Origin of the sequence: Gordonia sp. SID5947, from assembly GCF_009862785.1 — a bacterium.
Classification (GTDB): Bacteria; Actinomycetota; Actinomycetes; order Mycobacteriales; family Mycobacteriaceae; genus Gordonia.
Genome location: NZ_WWHU01000001.1, coordinates 1,258,270 through 1,278,381, shown reverse-complemented (window position 1 = coordinate 1,278,381; position 20,112 = coordinate 1,258,270). Strand labels below are relative to the sequence as shown.

General features: G+C 67.9%; 18 protein-coding genes. 16 read left to right on the top strand and 2 right to left on the bottom strand.

The features are described 5' to 3' along the window. Positions 1-167 precede the first annotated feature (167 nt). From rimP to truB, 11 genes are all read left to right on the top strand, one after another. The gene (rimP, locus tag GTV32_RS05950; RefSeq protein ID WP_161059345.1) at positions 168-716 is read left to right on the top strand and encodes a ribosome maturation factor RimP; all 549 of its coding nucleotides are present in this window, start codon (positions 168-170) and stop codon (positions 714-716) included. A gap of 102 nt (positions 717-818) precedes the next feature. Next, positions 819-1,856, top strand: a complete 1,038-nt coding sequence (gene nusA / locus GTV32_RS05945) for a transcription termination factor NusA (RefSeq protein ID WP_161059344.1) — start codon at positions 819-821, stop codon at positions 1,854-1,856. A 44-nt stretch (positions 1,857-1,900) separates the two neighbouring features. Then, on the top strand, positions 1,901-2,260 hold the full coding sequence (locus tag GTV32_RS05940) for a YlxR family protein (RefSeq protein ID WP_161059343.1): 360 nt from the start codon (positions 1,901-1,903) through the stop codon (positions 2,258-2,260). A gap of 102 nt (positions 2,261-2,362) precedes the next feature. Then, on the top strand, positions 2,363-5,188 hold the full coding sequence (gene infB / locus GTV32_RS05935) for a translation initiation factor IF-2 (protein ID WP_161059342.1): 2,826 nt from the start codon (positions 2,363-2,365) through the stop codon (positions 5,186-5,188). Between the two features lie 89 nt (positions 5,189-5,277). Beyond that, a complete protein-coding gene (gene rbfA, locus GTV32_RS05930) occupies positions 5,278-5,748 on the top strand; it encodes a 30S ribosome-binding factor RbfA (RefSeq protein ID WP_161059341.1) in 471 nt (156 codons plus the stop codon). After that, positions 5,745-6,701, top strand: coding sequence for a bifunctional oligoribonuclease/PAP phosphatase NrnA (locus GTV32_RS23325; RefSeq protein WP_161059340.1), 957 nt, complete (start codon positions 5,745-5,747; stop codon positions 6,699-6,701). The genes rbfA and GTV32_RS23325 overlap by 4 nt, the downstream gene beginning before the upstream one ends. A gap of 5 nt (positions 6,702-6,706) precedes the next feature. Next, positions 6,707-8,059, top strand: coding sequence for an MATE family efflux transporter (locus GTV32_RS05920; RefSeq protein ID WP_343287224.1), 1,353 nt, complete (start codon positions 6,707-6,709; stop codon positions 8,057-8,059). A 67-nt stretch (positions 8,060-8,126) separates the two neighbouring features. Then, positions 8,127-8,879, top strand: a complete 753-nt coding sequence (locus GTV32_RS05915; RefSeq protein WP_161059339.1) for an alpha/beta fold hydrolase — start codon at positions 8,127-8,129, stop codon at positions 8,877-8,879. A 42-nt stretch (positions 8,880-8,921) separates the two neighbouring features. Beyond that, entirely contained in the window at positions 8,922-9,911 is a 990-nt protein-coding gene (locus GTV32_RS05910) for a metallophosphoesterase (RefSeq protein WP_161059338.1), read from the top strand. Beyond that, positions 9,908-10,564: a 4'-phosphopantetheinyl transferase gene (locus tag GTV32_RS05905; RefSeq protein WP_161059337.1), complete on the top strand. Its 657-nt coding sequence runs from the start codon at positions 9,908-9,910 to the stop codon at positions 10,562-10,564. Before GTV32_RS05910 ends, GTV32_RS05905 begins: the two co-directional genes overlap by 4 nt. A 1-nt stretch (position 10,565) precedes the next feature. After that, positions 10,566-11,468, top strand: coding sequence for a tRNA pseudouridine(55) synthase TruB (gene truB / locus GTV32_RS05900; protein WP_161059336.1), 903 nt, complete (start codon positions 10,566-10,568; stop codon positions 11,466-11,468). Positions 11,469-11,484: 16 nt separating this feature from the next. On the opposite strand, the gene GTV32_RS05895 is transcribed toward truB, so the two are convergent. Continuing rightward, positions 11,485-12,240, bottom strand: a complete 756-nt coding sequence (locus GTV32_RS05895; RefSeq protein ID WP_161059335.1) for a metal-dependent transcriptional regulator — start codon at positions 12,238-12,240, stop codon at positions 11,485-11,487. Positions 12,241-12,401: 161 nt separating this feature from the next. Between GTV32_RS05895 and GTV32_RS05890 the strand changes: the two genes are divergently transcribed. From GTV32_RS05890 to GTV32_RS05870, 5 genes are all read left to right on the top strand, one after another. Beyond that, positions 12,402-13,370: a bifunctional riboflavin kinase/FAD synthetase gene (locus GTV32_RS05890; RefSeq protein ID WP_161059334.1), complete on the top strand. Its 969-nt coding sequence runs from the start codon at positions 12,402-12,404 to the stop codon at positions 13,368-13,370. Positions 13,371-13,528: 158 nt separating this feature from the next. After that, a complete protein-coding gene (gene rpsO / locus GTV32_RS05885) occupies positions 13,529-13,798 on the top strand; it encodes a 30S ribosomal protein S15 (RefSeq protein ID WP_161059333.1) in 270 nt (89 codons plus the stop codon). Between the two features lie 408 nt (positions 13,799-14,206). Next, positions 14,207-16,477 carry a polyribonucleotide nucleotidyltransferase gene (locus tag GTV32_RS05880; RefSeq protein ID WP_161059332.1) on the top strand — a complete coding sequence of 757 codons (2,271 nt, stop codon included), beginning with the start codon at positions 14,207-14,209 and terminating at the stop codon, positions 16,475-16,477. Between the two features lie 126 nt (positions 16,478-16,603). Beyond that, entirely contained in the window at positions 16,604-18,091 is a 1,488-nt protein-coding gene (locus tag GTV32_RS05875) for a putative nucleotidyltransferase substrate binding domain-containing protein (RefSeq protein ID WP_343287223.1), read from the top strand. Between the two features lie 11 nt (positions 18,092-18,102). Then, positions 18,103-18,870 carry an NRDE family protein gene (locus GTV32_RS05870; RefSeq protein WP_161059331.1) on the top strand — a complete coding sequence of 256 codons (768 nt, stop codon included), beginning with the start codon at positions 18,103-18,105 and terminating at the stop codon, positions 18,868-18,870. 132 nt (positions 18,871-19,002) lie between these two features. Here GTV32_RS05870 and ald read toward each other — a convergent pair whose 3' ends face one another. Beyond that, complete coding sequence (ald, locus tag GTV32_RS05865) at positions 19,003-20,109, bottom strand: alanine dehydrogenase (RefSeq protein ID WP_161059330.1); 1,107 nt, start codon at positions 20,107-20,109, stop codon at positions 19,003-19,005. Positions 20,110-20,112: the final 3 nt, after the last annotated feature.

Genomic DNA, 20,112 nt, shown 5'->3' with positions numbered 1-20,112 from the left:
TGTGGCGAGGCCCGGGACGGGCGCAGCGTGCATGTCCGGTGGGTCCGGGCCCGGCGCCCGAACCGATCCGGATCCACTAGGATGATTGCGTCTCACCGGCCGACCGGCCGCCCAGCGGCCGCCCCGGGGAGGGGCCGTCGGGACAACTGAAGACGAGGAGCGCGCCCGTGCTGATCACTGCCGAGCAGGTGAGTCGACTCGTCGAACCAGTGGTCACCGGTCGAGGGTTCGATCTCGAGGACGTCGTCGTCACCGCGGTGGCCGACGGCACCGAGGTCAGCGTCGTGGTCGATCGGGACGGAGGCAGTGATCTCGATGTCCTCGCCGACCTGAGTCGTGAACTCTCCGAACTTCTCGACGCCGCGCCGTCGACGTCGGACGCCGTGTACGCCCTCGAGGTCACGTCACCGGGCGTGGACCGGCCGCTGACCGCCCCGCGGCACTGGCAGCGCGCCCGTGGCCGCAAGGTCGCGGTCGAGATCTCTTCCGGCGAGGGTGCGTCGCCTCGTCGCATCACAGGCCGTGCCGGTGCAATCGACGACGGCCAGGTCGTGCTCGTGGTCAACGACCGCGGGCGAATCCGGACCGAGACGGTCTCGCTCGACTCGGTGACGACGGCGGTGGTGCAGGTCGATTTCGGTAAGCCGAGCGCCACCGAGCTGGAGATGTGCGGACTCGACGCCGACGAGATCCGCCGCAGACGATCCGAATCCTGAACCGACACGCCGGGACCTCCGGCTTCACGAACGTTGCGGATCTGCGCACAATCGAAACGGAAAAATGAATACGAAGCGACAAATGAATAGGAGCTCAACCGCATGAACATCGATATCAACGCGCTCCGCATGATCGAGGCGGACAAGGGTATCTCGATCGACACGGTCATCACCGCGATCGAGACCGCGCTGTTGACCGCTTACCGCCACACCGACGGGTTCATGCCGCATGCCCGCATCGACGTCAACCGCAAGACCGGTGCGGTGCGGGTGATGGCGCAGGAGCTCGACGACGCCGGCGAGGTCGTGCACGAGTGGGACGACACCCCGGAGGGCTTCGGCCGGATCGCGGCCACAACTGCCCGCCAGGTGATCCTCCAGCGGCTGCGCGATGCCGAGAACGAGAAGAACTTCGGTGATTTCGTCACGCACGAGGGCGAGATCGTCGGCGGCGTCGTACAGCAGGATGCGCGTGCGAATGCCCGCGGCATGATCGTCGTGGCGATCGGGAGCGACGCAAACGCTGCAGAAGGCGTGATCCCACCCGCCGAGCAGGTGCCGGGCGAGACCTACACCCACGGTGACCGCATCAAGTGTTATGTCGTCGGGGTCTCGAGGGGGCCGCGCGGCCCGCAGATCACGCTGTCGCGCACCCACCCGAACCTCGTCCGCAAGTTGTTCTCGCTCGAGGTCCCCGAGATCGAGGACGGGTCCGTGGAGATCGTCGCGGTGGCCCGTGAGGCGGGGCACCGCTCGAAGATCGCCGTGCACACCGGTGTCAGCGGGCTCAACGCGAAGGGCGCCTGCATCGGCCCGATGGGCCAGCGCGTCCGCAACGTGATGAGTGAGCTCGCCGGCGAGAAGATCGACATCATCGACTACGACACCGATCCCGCTGTGTTCGTCGGGAATGCGCTGTCGCCGGCGAAGGTTGTCTCGGTCGAGGTGATCGACCTGGCGACCAAGGCCGGCCGGGTGGTGGTGCCGGACTATCAGCTGTCGTTGGCGATCGGCAAGGAAGGTCAGAACGCGCGGCTCGCCGCACGCCTGACCGGCTGGCGGATCGACATCCGGTCAGATGCCGATCCGGCGCCGTCCGCACCGCGGGGCCACGCACCCGACGTCCCGCACGCCGACTGAGCAGCCGGTTGCCGGAGATGAGCAAGGGCGCGCTAGACTGATCGATGGTTCAGCGAACTCTCCCGACATCAGCCGAGGACGGGACCGCGCGAGATGGTTCGGCCATCCGCGGACCTGTCCGAACGTGTGTCGGATGTCGGCAGCGTGCCGAGGCAACGGCCCTGGTCCGGATTGTCGCCCGTCGGGGTGACGGTCCGCCGGTGACGGTGGTCGATCTCGCGAAGACCATGCCGGGACGGGGTGCCTGGTTGCACCCGCAGCGGGACTGTCTATCCGCCGCGGTGCGACGCAAGGCATTTCCCTCGGCACTTCGGGCGCCCGGTCTGACCGTGGAACCCGACGACCTCGCCGAAGCAATCGGTGGGATCACCGAAGTAGATGGCCTCAACGGCCGGAACAGGTAGCAGAAGACATGAGCACACCGTGAAGTACCCACGATGAGCGCGTTTCTAACGTAAACCGAGGTCGTAGCGGGCAGCCCGCTCGACCTCCAAGTGAGGAGAGCAGTGGCAGGCAAGGCCCGCGTGCATGAACTGGCCAAAGAACTCGGCGTGACGAGCAAGCAGGTGCTCGAGCGTCTGAAGGAACAGGGCGAGTTCGTCAAATCAGCGTCGTCGACCGTCGAGGCCCCGGTGGCCCGTCGACTTCGCGAATCATTCCCCCAGAATTCAGGATCCAAGGACACCCGGAAGCCGGCGGCCAAGCCCGGCGGTGCACCGAAGCCCGGAGCGAACGGTGCCGCGGCAAAGCCCGGTGCGGCTCGTCCCGGTCCCAAGCCGGGCGCCCCGGCACCCGGCCCGACGCCGGCTGCGCCAAGCGCTCCGACGCCGGCACCGGAGGCACCCGCCCCTACCCCGGCGCCTGCACCGACCCCGTCGGCACCTGCAGCTCCCGCCGCGGCGGCCCAGGCTCCCCAGACCGATGCGCCGGCCGCCCAGGATTCGGGTACGGCCGCACCGGCTCGCCCGGGACCGCGGCCGGGCCCGAAGCCGGGCCCGCGCGCTCCGCGCGTCGGCAACAATCCGTACTCGTCGGCACCGACGCCTGCTCCTCGTCCGCAGGCTCCACGTCCGGGTCCCGGACAAGGCGGTCCGCGGCCGGGTGGCGCTCGTCCCGGCGGCGCCGGTAGGCCCGGCCCCGCAGGTCAGGGCGGTCCGCGTCCGGCTCCGGGGCAAGGCGGTCCGCGGCCCAGCCCGGGTAGCATGCCCCCTCGTCCCAATCCGGGTGCGATGCCCAGCCGTGCGGCTCGCCCCGACGCCGGACGCCCGGGCCGCGGCGGCCCAGGCGGCGGTAACCGTGGCGGCGCCGGCGGTGGCGGCTACCGCGGTGGCGGTGCTCCCGGTGGCGCACCAGGTGGTGCGCCAGGTGGGTTCCGCGGTCGTCCCGGTGGCGGCGGCGGACGTGGCCGTGGCGGTGCCGCTGGTGCTTTCGGTCGTCCGGGTGGCGCACCCCGCAGGGGACGCAAGTCGAAGCGTCAGAAGCGTCAGGAATATGACTCGATGCAGGCACCCGCCGTCGGCGGCGTGCGTTTGCCACGCGGCAACGGCGAGACCATCCGGCTGGCCCGCGGCGCATCGCTGTCGGACTTCGCGGACAAGATCGATGCGAACCCGGCATCGTTGGTGCAGGCGTTGTTCAACCTCGGCGAGATGGTCACAGCGACCGAGTCGGTCAACGACGAGACGCTGGAGCTGCTCGGTTCCGAGATGAACTACACCGTCCAGGTCGTCAGCCCGGAGGACGAGGACCGCGAGCTCCTGCAGAGCTTCGACCTCACCTACGGCGAGGACGAGGGCGACGACGAGGATCTCGAGCAGCGGCCGCCCGTGGTGACCGTCATGGGTCACGTCGACCACGGTAAGACCCGACTCCTGGACACGATCCGCAAGGCCAACGTCCGTGAGGCGGAGGCCGGCGGCATCACGCAGCACATCGGTGCGTACCAGGTCAACACCCACCTCAACGGCGAGGATCGTCTGGTCACCTTCATCGACACCCCGGGTCACGAGGCCTTCACGGCCATGCGTGCCCGCGGCGCGAAGGCCACCGACATCGCGATCCTCGTGGTCGCGGCCGACGACGGTGTCATGCCGCAGACGGTCGAGGCGGTCAACCACGCCCAGGCCGCGGATGTGCCGATCGTGGTGGCGGTCAACAAGATCGACAAGGAAGGCGCCGACCCGCAGAAGATCCGCGGGCAGCTCACCGAATACGGGTTGATCCCGGAGGAGTACGGCGGCGAGAGCATGTTCGTCGACATCTCGGCGAAGCAGGGCGAGAACATCGACGCTCTGCTCGAGGCCGTGCTGCTGACCGCGGACGCCTCGCTCGACCTGCGTGCGAACCCGGACATGGACGCCCAGGGCGTCGCGATCGAGGCCCACCTCGACCGTGGTCGTGGCCCGGTGGCGACCGTGCTGGTCCAGCGCGGAACGCTGAAGGTCGGCGACTCGATCGTCGCCGGTGACGCCTACGGACGTGTCCGTCGCATGGTCGACGAGCACGGTGACGATGTCGCCGAGGCACTGCCGTCGCGACCCGTCCAGGTCATCGGCTTCACCTCGGTGCCCGGTGCGGGTGACAACCTGCTCGTCGTCGAGGAGGACCGGACCGCACGGCAGATCGCCGACCGCCGCAACGCGCGTAAGCGCAATGCGCTGGCCGCACGCAGCCGCAAGCGGATCAGCCTGGAAGACCTGGATTCGGCTCTGAAGGAGACCAGCCAGCTCAACCTGATCCTCAAGGGCGACAACTCCGGTACGGTCGAGGCCCTCGAGGAGGCGCTGCTCGGTATCGACATGGGCGACGAGGTCTCGCTGCGAGTCATCGACCGTGGTGTCGGTGGCGTCACCGAGACCAACGTCAACCTGGCCGCTGCGTCCGACGCGATCATCATCGGGTTCAACGTCCGCGCGGAGGGCAAGGCCACCGAGCTGGCCAACCGCGAGGGCGTCGACATCCGCTACTACTCGGTGATCTACCAGGCGATCGACGAGATCGAGAGCGCGCTCAAGGGCATGCTCAAGCCGGTCTACGAAGAGGTGGAACTCGGTCGTGCCGAGATCCGCGCGATCTTCAAGTCGTCGAAGGTCGGCAACATCGCCGGCTGTCTGGTGCAGTCGGGCATCGTACGCCGGAATGCGAAGGCACGCCTGCTGCGCGACAACGTGGTGGTCGCCGAGAACTTGACGATCTCCTCGCTCAAGCGTGAGAAGGACGATGTCACCGAGGTGCGCGACGGGTACGAGTGTGGTCTCACGCTCACCTACAGCGACATCAAGGTCGACGACGTGATCGAGAGTTACGAACTACAGGAGAAGCCGCGCGACTGAGTTCCGCGCGCCGTCTTCCGATCTCCCTTTCCCGACCGCCCCGAAGGCGGTCGGGAAAGGGAGTAGTTTTCCGATGGAAAGGATCGAAGATGGTTGATTCGGCGAGGGCTGCCCGCATGGCGAAACGCATCTCGTCGATCGTCGCCTCGGCGATCGGCACCGAGATCAAGGACCCGCGGCTCGCCTACGTGACGATCACCGACGCCCGCGTCACCAACGATCTGCATGACGCGACGCTCTTCTACACCGTGATGGGTGCGTCGATCGACGCCGAACCCGACTACGAGGCCGCGGCCGCCGGACTGGCCAAGGCCACCGGCATCCTGCGCTCCAAGGTCGGTGCAGGCACCGGCGTTCGGTTCACCCCGACGCTCACCTTCGTGCTCGACACGGTTCCGGACTCCGCCCGGCACATGGAGGAACTCGTGGCCCGAGCCCGTGCCAACGACGAGTTGGTCGCGCGACAGGCGCAGGAGGCCACACCGGCAGGCGATGCCGACCCCTATCGGTCCCACGAGGACGACGAGACCGGCACGAACAAGGACGGTTCCGTCGAGTGACTGCCTCGACGAGTGCGGCGGTGGCTCGAGAGCTGACCGACGTCCCGGCGGTGACGATCCTCTGTCATGTCCGGCCCGATGCCGACACCATCGGCAGCGGTCTCGCGCTCGGCATGGCGCTCGAGCGGCAGGGGGTCGACGTCGAGGTGGCCTTCCCCGACACCGTCGCCCTGCCGACGACGCTGGCCGGGTTGCCCGGCAGCACGTTGCTGGTCTCCGCACACGAAGTGGTCGGTCACCCGGTGGTCGTCTCGGTCGATGCGGCCAGCCTGGGCCGCCTCGATTCGCTCGCCACGGTGTTCACCGCCGCCGAACGGTCGATGACCATCGACCACCACGCGTCCAACTCGGGATTCGGCGACCTCGACCTGATCGACGCGGCCGCCGACTGCACGGCCGTGCTGGTGCTGTCGGTGCTCGACGAACTCGGTGTGGAGATCGACGACGACATCGCGACCTGCCTCTACGCCGGGCTCGTCACCGACACGGGTTCGTTCCGCTGGGCTCGTCCCGAGTCGTTCCGGATCGCCGCCCGGCTGCTCGACGCCGGTGTCGACGCGCGCACCTGGAGTCGCAATCTGCTCGACAGTCATCCGTTCCGGTGGTTCGAGATGGTGGCCTCGGTGCTCGGCGGGGCGCAACTGGTCCCGGAGGCCTGCCAGGGTGACGGGCTCGTGTACGCGATCGTCGGCCATGATCTCCTCACCGGGATGAGCTGGGAGGAGTCGGAGAGCGTGGTCGACATCGTCCGGACGGCCAACGAGGCCGAGGTGGCCGCGGTCTTCAAGGAGACCGGCCCGTCGACCTGGACGGTGTCGTTGCGCTCCAAGCGCCGCGTCGATCTGGTCCCGATCGCGGCCGCACACGGGGGCGGCGGACACCGGCACGCATCCGGTTACAGCGATGCCGGTACCGCCGACGAGGTCGTCGCGCATCTGCTGGAGTCCCTCTGAGTCGAGTGGGGACAGACGACGCATCGGCCGGCGGACGGCGGATAGCCGTCCTGACGGTCTCCGCACTGGCTGTGTTGATCGCACCGCCCATCTATCTGCTGCTCGACCTCGCGGTGGTGGGCAGGCTGGGTGGCCGGGAACTCGCCGCGCTCGGCGTGGCGACGCTCGTGCTGTCGGTGATCAGCACGCAGTTGACGTTTCTGTCGTATGGGACCACGGCGCGGTCGGCCCGACGCTATGGCGCCGGCGACCGTGCGGGTGCGGTGTTCGAAGGCGTGCAGGCGAGTTGGATCGCCGTGTCGGTCGGTATCGCGCTGGTCGCGGTCATGTACCCGCTGGCCCCGGTGGTGCTCGGAATCCTCGTCGGCGGCGGGTCGCCGGAGGCGCAACAGGTTGTCGTCGACGCCACCGGATGGTTGCGGATCGCGATGTTCGGCGTCCCGCTGATCCTGTTGTCCATGGCGGGCAACGGCTGGATGCGCGGTGTCCAGGAGACCCGTCGACCCGTGCTGTACGTGATCACCGGGCTCGTCGTCGCCGCGATCCTCGTCGTCGGACTCACACACGGCATCGGTCCGTTCCCTCGTCTCGGTCTACCCGGCAGTGCCGTCGCCAATCTGGTCGGCCAGGGCATCACCGGGTTGTTGTTCGTGGTGCGGGTGATCAGAGAGGCCCGCCGTTCGGCGGTGACGAGCCTTGCGCCGCAATGGGCGGTGATGCGCGCGCAACTGGTGATGGCGCGCGACCTCGTCTTGCGAAGCCTCTCGTTCCAGGTGTGCTTCCTGTCAGCGGCCGCGGTCGCGGCACGCTTCGGGGTGTCTGCGGTGGCGGCTCATCAGGTGGTCCTGCAGTTGTGGGAGTTCATGTCCCTGTTCCTCGACTCGCTCGCGATCGCGGCACAGGCGCTGGTCGGCGCCGCGCTCGGCGCCGGGACCGTCGGGGCTGCGGTCGGCGTCGCCCGCCGGGTGACCGTGGTGTCGCTGGTCGCCGCAGGTGTCATGGCCGGTGTGTTCGCTCTCGGAGCCGGCCTCATCCCGCGTCTGTTCACCTCGGACCCGGAGATCCTCGCCGCGATCGCCGTTCCGTGGTGGTTCTTCGTCGCGATGCTGCCCATCGCAGGAGTGGTCTTCGCACTCGACGGCGTTCTGCTCGGCAGCGGCGACGCCGGATTCTTGCGTACCGCAACACTTGTCGCGGCGCTCGTCGGCTTCCTACCGTTGATCTGGATGTCCCTCGTCTTCGACTGGGGACTCGCGGGGATCTGGACGGGCCTCGTCGTGTTCATGCTGCTGCGACTCGGTGCGGTCGTCGTCCGGGTGCGGTCGGGTCGGTGGCACCGAACGGGAGTGGATGCCTGATCCGCCCGGTCGGCGGGATCGCTCGGCCTCGTCCGAGAGGGTGTCCTGGTTCGGTTACCCTTACCTGATGTCGATCCGATCTGTCGTCGTCCTCGTCTCTGGCGTTCTCGCCATGATCCTGTCGGTCGTCGCGGCTCCGTCGGCGGACGCCGCGCCGACGACGACCCGGGTGCTGATCATCCCGGGTCAGTACGTGGGTGCCGTGCCGTTCGCGCCGATGGCCGACGATCTGACGTCCCGCGGGTACCCGACCGCAGTGCTCGACCTGCCCGGATTCGACATAAAGACCGATGCGAGGAAAATCGGTGCCGCGGTCGGACGAATCCATCGCGAGCATCCGGCTGATCGGATCGCACTGGTTGGCCACAGCATCGGCGGTATCAGCGCCCGCTACTACCTGAAGGAGATGGGCGGACACGCGAAGGTCGCAACCTACGTGGCGGTCGGCTCACCGCAGTACGGTTCGCCCGGCGCCTGTGGTCAGGACGCGGCGCCGGAGGTCTGTCCCGGCACGTCGTTCATGACGTCGCTGAACAAGGGCGACGACACCCCGGGAAAGACTCAGTACTACGGAGTGCGAAGTGCCCGTGAGTGGGTCGACGGTCACCTCGACGGCGGACAATGCCGTGTCACCCCGATTCCGGCGAACGAGTCCCTGCCCGCACTCGGCCTCGAGCACACGTTCGAGCCGTTGGATCCGAAGATCTGGGATGTGACGGCGGCGGCGATCGGCGGGCAGTGCCGAGGCCGTTTCGTCACGCAGCCCGACGGCGTCCTTTCCTACCGGACGTCGGCTCTGCCGGGGGCGCCGGTCCGCTGAGCCGCGCGGAGGTGATCGGGCACACATCGTTAGGCTGGTGGCATGGCGACTTTGTGGGCAATCAGTGATCTCCATGTCGCCCATCGGGGTAACGAGCACATCGTCGATCAGCTGCGGCCGCAGAGCAGCGACGACTGGCTGATCGTCGCGGGCGACGTGGCCGAACGCACCGACGACATCATCGACACCCTGCGCAGGCTGCGCGCCCGTTTCGACACGGTGGTGTGGGTCCCGGGCAATCATGAGCTGTACACCACCGCGAAGGACCCACTGCAGATCTTCGGGGTGGCACGCTACGACTATCTCGTCCAGGCGTGCCGCGACATCGGGGTGGTGACCCCGGAGGACATCTACCCGCTGTTCGACCCGGGTAACGGGGCGCAACCGGTTCGTGTGGTGCCGATGTTCCTGCTCTACGACTACACATTCCGGCCCGAGGGCACGAGCACGACGCTCACCGCACTCGCTCTGGCCCGCGAACGCAACGTGGTCGCCACCGACGAGTTCCTGCTGTCGCCGGAGCCCTACCCGACCCGAGATGCCTGGGGGAGAGCGCGCGTGGAAGCCACTCGTTCGCGTCTCGAGGCCATCGACCCGTCCGAACCGACGGTGTTGATCAACCATTGGCCGTTGCGGCGTGAACCCACCGATGCACTGATGTACCCGGAGTTCGCGCTCTGGTGTGGCAGCGAGCTGACCGCGGACTGGCACACCCGGTTCCACGCGGCCTGCTGCGTCTACGGCCACCTCCACATCCCGCGGACAACCTGGTACGACGGTGTGCGCTTCGAGGAGGTGTCGGTCGGGTACCCACGGGAGTGGAAGCGTCGTGGGCTGCCGGACCCGTTGTTGCGTGCCATCATTCCCGATCCGGGGCTGACCGAGGCGGACCTGCCCGCACACGGCGCCCGGTTCGAGCTGCCGCCCGATTACGAGGAGCGTGCCCAGGAGTTCGCACGCCGTATCCAGGAGCGTCGGGAACGGCGGGCTGCCCGATCAGGAACCCGGGACCACGGCGAGGAGCAGCGTTGATCGAACAGCTGGTGCCAACCGGCGTGGCGTCGGCCGAGGCGTTCGAGGACCCGCCGGGTATCGAGCCGATGCCTGCGGAGCGTTCCCTCATCGAGCGGGCGGTGGAGAAGCGTCGCCGCGAGTTCACCACGGCGCGGCACTGTGCCCGTCGGGCCATGTCCGAGTTGGGGATCGGTCCGACCGCGATCATGCGCGGTGAGCGGGGTATGCCGTTGTGGCCGGACCGCGTGGTCGGGAGCCTCACCCACTGTGACGGTTATCGAGGGGCCGTGGTGGCCTTCTCGCTGCAGGTACGGTCGCTCGGCATCGACGCCGAGCCGCACGAGGCGCTGCCCGACGGCGTGCTCGAGCACACCAGCCTCGGCGAGGAGCGTGCCGTTCTCGCGACTCGCCCCACAGGTCTGCACTGGGATCGACTTCTCTTCTGCGCCAAGGAGGCAACGTACAAGGCGTGGTTCCCCGTCACCCAGCGGTGGCTCGGGTTCGAGGATGCCCACATCACCTTCGACCAGACGGCCGCGCAGGCCGGCACCTTCACCTCACGCATCCTCATCGACGGCACGGCGGTCGACGGGGGAGCGCCGCTCACCGAACTGTCCGGCCGCTGGCTCGTCGACCACGGGCTCATCACGACGTCGATCGCGCTCGTCTGACATGGCCGACGCATCGATCGAGAACGCCGGCCTGGTGATCGTCGACAAGGACGCGGGCATGACGAGTCACGACGTCGTGTCACGGTGCCGCAAACTGTTCGACACCAGGCGCGTCGGGCATGCCGGCACGCTCGACCCGATGGCGACCGGGGTCCTGGTGGTCGGCATCGAGCGTGCGACCAAATTGCTCGGCCTCCTGTCCCTGACCACCAAGGCGTACACCGCGACGATCCGGCTGGGTGCCGGCACCGACACCGACGACCGTGAGGGAGAGGTCATCTCCCGCGCGGACGCCACCCACGTGACCGATGCCGACATCCAGGCCGGGGTGGCCGAGTTGACCGGCGACATCGAGCAGATCCCGGCGAAGGTCAGCGCGATCAAGGTCGACGGCAGGCGGGCGCACAGCCTCGTCCGGACCGGTGCCGAATTCGACCTCGCCGCACGGCCGGTGACGGTGTCGCGATTCGAGGTGCTCGAAACCCGGCGCGCCGGGGACGGTTTCGTCGATCTGGAGGTGGAGGTCGACTGCTCGGCGGGAACCTACATCCGCTCGCTGGCCCGGGACCTCGGTGGCGCGCTCGGTGTCGGAGGACATCTGACGGCGTTGCGACGCACCGCGGTCGGGCCGTTCGCGCTCGAGCATGCCCGCACCCTCGCCACCCTGGCCGACGAACCGCAGTTGTCGTTGACCATCGACGAGGCCGCGAAACTGTCTTTCCCGCATCGCGACATCAGCGACGACGAGGCGGAGTCGATCAGTCAGGGCCGATGGCTGGACCCGGTCGGACGCAAGGAGATCTACGTGGTCATCGACCCGTCGGGACAAGCCATCGCGCTCGTCCAGGAGAAGGGCCGGCGCGCCAGTTCGGTGATGGTCGTCCGACCGGCGACACTCCGCTAGCGGTACCTTCGGCCGCTCACGCCGTCGGCACCAGGAAGATGGCCTGGGCCGCGACGTCGCCGAGATCGATGTGGGCGTTGCCGTCCACCGAGATCGAGATGGTGCCCGCGAACGGACGTTTCTCGATCACCGTCACCTCACAGTCCAACGCCACCCCGACCTCGTCGAAGTAGCGCAGCATGTCCGGGTCGGTATCGGAAATCCGTGCCACGGTTCCGCATTCGTCCACGTCGAGTTCGGACAGGAGTTTCACGTCCGGACTGGGCACCGATCCGTCGAGAGCCGGGATCGGGTCACCGTGCGGATCGCGGTTCGGGTGACCGAGTTTGGCGTCCAGCCGTGACATCAGCCGATCGGACACCGCATGTTCGAGCACCTCCGCCTCGTCGTGGACCTCGTCCCAGCCGTAGCCGAGTTCCCGGACCAGGAAGGTCTCCAGCAACCGGTGTCGCCGGACCATCAGGATCGCCGCGGTCTGCCCCTCCTCGGTGAGAGTCACCGAGCCGTAACGCTCGTGGGAGACCAGACCCTGATCGGCAAGTTTGCGGATCGCTTCCGAGGCCGTCGATGCCGAGACGCCGAGACGTTCGGCGAGCATCTTGGTGGTGACCTTGACCTCTGCCCATTCTTGGATCGTCCAGATCACCTTCAGGTAGTCCTGGGTGACGGTGGACAGCTCGGTGACGGGCCGCTCCGGGGACGGGAAGGCCGCGCCGCCGTCGGACTCGCCGGACGGCGGTTTGCCGGCTCGGGCCGTGGGGGACTGGGGCATTCTTCGAGCTTAGGACGTGCCTTCGCCGAGAGCGAGGCAGGTGGCGGTGTGTTGGCGAGGTCGGGTGTGCGTTCAACAGTCGTCGGACCGTACGAAACTCGCTGTTCAACACCGGCGACCAGAAGTGGAGCGTGGGCCGGGCGGGCCGTAGGCTGGTGCGCGTGTTGCGTTGGCGAGGTCTCGAGGACATCCCCGCGGACTGGGGTCGGTGTGTGGTCACCATCGGTGTGTTCGACGGCGTGCACCGTGGACACGCCCAGCTGATCCACGCCGCCACCGCCGCGGCGGCCGCGCGTGGTGTACCCGCTGTCCTGATGACCTTCGATCCCCATCCGGCCGAGGTGGTGCGTCCGGGCTCGCATCCGCCACAGCTCACGACGCTGACACGCCGGGCAGAACTCGCCGAGCAACTGGGCATCGACGTGTTCTGCGTGATGCCGTTCACGCCGGAACTCGCCTCGCGCTCGCCGAAGGATTTCGCCCACGACATTCTCGTCGAGACTCTGCACGCGGCGGATGTGGTGGTCGGCGACAACTTCACCTTCGGCAAGAAGGCGGCAGGTGACGTCGAGAAGCTCGCCGAGTTCGGACAGAAGTTCGGTTTCGAGGTCCAGGGGATCTCGCTGTTCGGCGAACACGCGGTGACCTTCTCGTCCACCTACATCCGTTCGTGCGTCGCGTCGGGCGACGTGGAACTCGCCGCCGAAGCACTCGGACGGCCGCATCGGGTGGAGGGTGTGGTGGTCCGCGGCGACGGGCGCGGACGCGAACTCGGCTTTCCCACCGCCAATGTCGCACCCCCGATGTATGCCGCCATCCCCGCCGACGGCGTGTACGCCGCCTGGTTCACCGTGCTGGGTGTCGGACCGGTGGTCGGACAGGTCGTGCCGGGCGAGCGATACCAGGCTGCGGTGTCGGTGGGGACCAATCCGACGTTCTCGGGACGCACCCGCACGGTCGAGGCCTTTGTCCTCGACACGACCGCGGACCTCTATGGACAGCACGTCGCCGTCGACTTCGTCGGCCGTCTGCGGGGCATGGTGAACTACCCCGACGTCCAGGAGCTGATCACCGCGATCTCCGGCGATGTCGAGGAGACCCGGAAGCTTCTGGCCCAGGCCGAACGCTGAGGGGCGTGGGCGCCGCGATTTGGGTCGGCAGGCGCCACGCTGGTAAATTGGTCCGCTGGCGTTGCTGCGGTCCGCGGTGGCGCGCCATCCGTCCGTCATCTGGGTAGATGCGGACGGCTTCCAGACGAGCGCGGGACTGAGAATCCAGGAGTATCTCCATGGCGTTGACTGCCACCCAGAAGAAGGAAATCCTCACCGAGTTCGGTCTCCACGAGACCGACACCGGTTCGCCCGAGGCGCAGGTCGCGATGCTGACCAAGCGCATCACCGACCTGACCGAGCACCTCAAGGAGCACAAGCACGATCACCACAGCCGTCGTGGTCTGCTGCTGCTCGTGGGCCGCCGTCGTCGCCTGCTCAAGTACGTCGCGAAGGTCGACATCAACCGTTACCGCTCGCTGATCGAGCGCCTGGGTCTGCGTCGCTGAGCGACCCGATCTCCGATTCCTACGCCTCGGCCGTCTCCGTCACATACGGGGACGGCCGAGTCGTTTATGCTGCTCAACCCACAATGATAGGCTGAGCAGTGATCGTTGCCGTGAAAGTCCCGTTGGACGTGACGAACGAGCAGATCGGTCCTCGGTAGTGGCCGCCGGAACCCGGGTACGACGGTTCCGGCCGCTTCGATCGAAGGCCGTCTGCGCTACAACGCGGCGCGCATCTCGCGATCGCGCCCCCGCACGACCGGCACTTCTCTCACGGCTCCGTTCCGGGCCGGCTACCTGCACTCGCAGTCGTCGCCGCACACCGTGGTGTGCACGGGGACGTGTCGACCCGCATCCACAACCGCAGCCGCCGAAGTGCGGTGGCTGACACGAAGGGATTTCTACATCCACATGACCGATGTGAACACCGACGTCGACTACGACGACGCCATCACCGAAGCGACCGCCGTGATCGACAACGGCAGCTTCGGCACCCGCACCATCCGATTCGAGACCGGCCGCCTTGCCCTGCAGGCCGCCGGATCGGTCACCGCCTACCTCGACGAAGAGAGCATGCTGCTGTCGACGACGACGGCCTCCAAGCAGCCCAAGGAGCATTTCGACTTCTTCCCGCTGACCGTGGACGTCGAAGAACGCATGTATGCCGCCGGCCGCATCCCCGGATCGTTCTTCCGTCGCGAGGGTCGCCCGTCGACCGACGCGATCCTCACCTGCCGTCTGATCGACCGTCCGCTGCGCCCGACCTTCGTCGACGGCCTGCGCAACGAGATCCAGGTCGTCGTCACCGTGATGTCTCTCGATCCGAAGGACCTCTACGACGTCGTCGCGATCAACGCGGCGTCGGCATCCACACAGCTCGCAGGCCTGCCGTTCTCCGGACCCGTCGGCGGCGTGCGCGTCGCGCTGATCCCGACAGAGGAGAACAAGGCCGGCCAATGGGTCGCGTTCCCGACCGTCGAGCAGCTCGAAGGCGCCGTTTTCAACATGGTCGTCGCCGGGCGGATCGTATCCGGTCAGGGAGATTCGGCCGATGTCGCGATCATGATGGTCGAAGCAGAGGCCACCGACAACGTCCTCGAGATCATCGCCGGTGGCGCGCAGGCGCCGACGGAGGCGATCGTCGCCGAGGGCCTCGAGGCCGCCAAGCCGTTCATCGCGCGTCTCTGCGAGGCGCAGAAGTCGCTCGCCGACGCGGCCGCGAAGGAGACCGGCGAGTTCCCGCTGTTCCCGCCGTACGAGAGCGATGTCTATGACGCCGTCGCCGCTGCCGGGACCGATCGCCTGAGTGAGATCCTCACGATCGCCGGTAAGCAGGAGCGCGACGACAAGACCGACGAACTCAAGGCCGACATCCTGGCCCAGCTCGGCGCGCAGTTCGAAGGCCGCGAGAAGGAGATCGGCGGTGCCTACCGCTCGCTCACGAAGAAGCTCGTGCGTCAGCGGATCCTGACCGATCACTTCCGCATCGACGGCCGTGGCATCACCGACATCCGGTCGCTCTCGGCCGAGGTCGCCGTGATCCCGCGTGCCCACGGCAGCGCACTGTTCGAGCGCGGCGAGACCCAGATCCTGGGTGTCACCACCCTCGACATGGTCAAGATGGCCCAGCAGATCGACTCGCTCGGACCCGAGACCTCCAAGCGCTACATGCATCACTACAACTTCCCGCCGTACTCCACCGGTGAGACCGGTCGGGTCGGCTCGCCGAAGCGGCGCGAGATCGGACACGGAGCGCTCGCCGAACGTGCCCTGATGCCGGTGCTGCCGAGCGTGGAGGAGTTCCCCTACGCGATCCGTCAGGTCTCGGAGGCGTTGAGCTCCAACGGTTCCACCTCGATGGGATCGGTCTGCGCGTCGACCATGTCGCTGCTCAATGCCGGTGTGCCGCTGAAGGCCCCGGTTGCCGGCATCGCGATGGGACTGGTGTCCGACACCGTCGAGGGTGAGACCCGCTACGTGGCGCTGACCGACATCCTCGGCGCCGAAGATGCCTTCGGCGACATGGACTTCAAGGTCGCAGGCACCAAGGACTTCGTCACCGCGCTACAGCTCGACACCAAGCTCGACGGCATCCCGTCGTCGGTGCTCGCCGGGGCGCTCGGTCAGGCCAAGGACGCCCGGCTGACCATCCTCGACGTGATGGCCGAGGCCATCGACGAGCCCGACGAGATGAGCCCGTACGCACCGCGGATCACGACCATCAAGATCCCGATGGACAAGATCGGTGAGCTGATCGGCCCCAAGGGCAAGACGATCAACGGGATCACCGAGGACACCGGCGCCAACATCTCCATCGAGGACGACGGCACCGTGTTCATCGGCGCATCCGACGGCGAGTCCGCACAGGCGGCGATCGACAAGGTCAACGCCATCGCCAACCCGCAGCTCCCCAAGGTCGGCGAACGCTTCCTCGGCACGGTCGTGAAGACCACCGCCTTCGGTGCGTTCGTGTCACTGCTGCCGGGACGCGATGGACTCGTGCACATCTCGAAGCTCGGCAAGGGCAAGCGGATCAACAAGGTCGAGGACGTCGTGAACGTCGGCTCCAAGCTCCGCGTCGAGATCGCCGACATCGACGAGCGCGGCAAGATCAGCCTGGTGCCGGTGGACGACGACGCCGCCGCCGAGAGTGCGCCGGAGGCCGCCGAGGCCAACGCCTGATCGGCTGAACGCCTGATCGTCTGACGACGCGTACGGCCCGTCACCCAGAATGTGGGTGACGGGCCGTTTGCATCCGGCGTGGATAGGCTGTCGGATACCCCCGTGACGACCGGAGGACGAGGACCCGTGCCGGAGCCCGAAGACAGGATTCCCACCGACAAGCTCACCGTCGCGCGCCGGCGGGACACCGGCGTGCGCGATCGCGGCACCGTCGACGAGTTGGTGGTGACCGAACCCGTCGTCGGGTGGGCGGGCATGACCGTGCAGGATGCGGCCGCGCTCATGACCGAACGGCACCAGGACTATGTGCTGATCCCGATGGATGGCCACGAGTACGGGTTGCTGACCGACGCCGACATCAGGTCCCGGGTGGTGGCGACCGGACTCGGCGTCGACACCCCGATCGGCGATGTGGTCTCCGGTCCGGTCCGCGGCGTGCGCCGCGACACGGCGGCCGTCGACGCACTCGGCGAACTGCTCGACCGAGAGCTCGGTGTCCTGCCGGTGGTCGAGGCGAGCGGTGACGTCGTCGGTGTGGTCGCCGCGGCGGATTTCGTCGCCGCGCCATCCGGGCCGGCGATGTCGTTGCGCGGTCAGGTGTCCCGCGCCACCACGATCGACGACCTGCAGACGCGCGGGCGACGCGTCCCGTACCTGCTGGCCGATCTGTTACGCCGCGGGCAACCCGTCCACGAGATCACCGCGGTCGCGGCACTGATCCACGACGCCGTCGTGCGGCGCGCTCTGGAGCTCGTCCTCACCGGACACCCGGACCTGAATCCCGGTGCGCTGACCTGGCTCTCGCTGGGCAGCAATGCCCGCCGCGAACCGGTCCTGACCTCGGACATGGATTCCGCGGTCTCGTTCGACGACGAGGTCGGCGACGAACAGATCCCGGCGTACCGGTCGGCGTTCGCCGAGGTCGACGCGATCCTCCGCGGTGCCGGGATGGCGGTCGACGAGAACGGCGCGATCGCGTCGAAGCCGCTGTTCTCGCGGACACACGCACGCTGGCGGGCTTCGGCGCGGGACTGGATCGAGGCGCCGCTGGAGAACAAGGGGATGATCTTCACGTCCCTGCTGCTCGACGGCCGACCCATCTGGGGGGACCAGGGATTGTCGGCCGTCGGCGAGGTCTTCACGGACCTGCGTTCCCATCCCGGTACGTTGGGCCTGTTGTTGGCCGAAGCCTTGTCCTACAGGGCGCGTCTGCGGTCGATGCGCGACACCCTGGCCCGCCGCGGCGACGTCTTCGACATCAAGGCGCACGCGCTCACCCCGTTGGTGAACATCGCTCGATGGGCCGCGCTGAGCGTGGGGAGTGCGGAGCTGAACACGAGGTCGCGTCTGCGGGCGGCGGCCGGCAGTCCGATGTTGACCGACGACCAGGCCGCCACGCTGGTGGAGGTGTTCGATGTTCTGCAGCGGGTCCGGCTCACCTATCAGGTGGCCCAGTTCGACCGGGGCGAGCCGGTGAGCGACGTGTTGACCATGAAGCGTCTCTCGCCCCTCGATCGCAGCCTTGTCGCCCAGGCGGTACGGGAGATCGCCGGGGTCCAGCGCCGGATGTCCAATCTCAGCAACTATCTGCCGATCACCGACCAGTCGAGGTGAGTTGACAAGCCGTGTGTCTGATCCTGTTCGCCTGGAACACCGATCCCCATCGCCGACTGGTGGTTGCCGCGAATCGCGATGAATACCACCGCAGGCAGACGGCGCCGCTGTCGCGGTGGTCCGACCTCCCGATCATCGGGGGACGTGATCGCGTGGCAGACGGGACATGGATGGGTCTCGACGCCGTGAATCCGTCGCGCGTCGCGATGGTGACGAATGTTCGCGTGGGCCGTCCGGGCGCTCCGGGTCCGCGCTCACGCGGTGCGCTACCTGTGCAATTCCTCGTGGGAGCCGATGACCCCGGCACGTTCGCGCGGCGGGTGCGCCGCGAGGGACATGAGTACCTACCGGTGAACCTGCTGGTCGGTGACGAGCACGAACTCTGGTGGATGACGAACTGGCCGGAGCCACATGCCGCCCAGGTGGACGCCGGGGTGCACGGTCTCTCCAACGGTGCGCTCGACAGCGACTGGCCGAAGGTCATCGACGGGCGCGCGACCCTGGACGAGCTGCTGAGGCGTCCCGTCGAGCCGCCGACCGTCGAACCCTTTCTCGAGATGCTCGCCGACCGGAGTCGTCCCGCCCCGCGGCGTCTGCCCGCCACCGGGATACCGGACGAGCTCGAGGCCGACCTGTCACCGATGTTCATCGACATGCGCGGATACGGCACCAGGGCCTCGACGGTCCTGCGGATCGGTCGGGACGGACGCGGTGACATCACGGAGCGGCGGTTCACCTACCGCGGCCGTCGTCGAGGCACCTCCTCGATCCGCTTCTGACGCGGGCACAGGACCTCGTCGATCGGGCACGCAACCTCGCCGATCGCAGGTCGACGAGTAGCAGCGCCCGGTCCGCGAGAACCTGCGCCCGATCGATGAGAAAGTGCGCCCGGTCGGCGGAGGACGGGTCGGTCAGAACGGCATGGGGGAGACCGGGATGTCGAGGGCGGCACCGACCTCCGGGGTGAAGAGCGCGCCGTCGTGGGTGCTTAGTCCTGCGGCGAGCGACGCGTCGTCACGACAGGCCTGTTCCCATCCCTTGTCGGCGAGACGCAAGACGTAGGGAAGGGTCGCGCCGGTCAGTGCGGAGGTGGATGTCCGGGCGACGGTGCCGGGCATGTTGGCCACGCAGTAGAAGACCGTGTCGTGCACGGTGAAGGTCGGGTCGTCGTGGGTGGTGGGACGTGAGTCCTCGAAGCATCCACCCTGATCGATCGCGATGTCGACCAGCACGGCGCCCGGCTTCATCTGTGCCACAAGGCTGTTGGACACCAACACGGGAGCCTTCGCGCCGGGGACCAGGACCGCGCCGATCACGAGGTCGGCGCCGCGGATCGCTTCGGCCAGCGCCAGGCCGGTGCTGTAGCGGGTGTGGACGCGGCCGGCGAAGCGCGCGTCGACGGCGCGGAGCTTGGCGATGTCGACGTCGAACACCGTCACCTGAGCACCCATGCCAACGGCGATCGTGGCCGCGTTGACACCGCTGACGCCGCCACCGATCACGACGACATCGGCCGGTTCGGTACCGGGCACGCCGCCCATCAGCACACCGCGCCCGCCCTCGGAACGCATGAGGTGATAAGCGCCCACCTGTGGCGCGAGACGTCCGGCGACCTCACTCATGGGTGCGAGCAACGGGAGCGAACCGTCGGCGCCGCGGACGGTCTCGTACGCGATGGACGTCGTCTTCGACTGCACGAGCGCCTCCGTACACGGGCGGCTGGCGGCGAGATGCAGATAGGTGAAGAGGGTCTGTCCCTCTCGCAGCAGCGGATACTCGGCCGCGATCGGCTCCTTGACCTTCAGCAAGAGGTCGGACTGTTCCCAGACCTGTTCGGCGGTCGAGAGGATCTGTGCTCCGGCCTCCTTGAAGTCGTTGTCGTGGATGGCCGAACCCTCGCCTGCCCCCGCCTGGATCACCACGTCGTGTCCGCGATGGTGGAGTTCGGCGACGCCCGCGGGCGTGATCGCCACTCGGTACTCGTTGTTCTTGATCTCGGTGGGGATGCCGACGCGCATGAC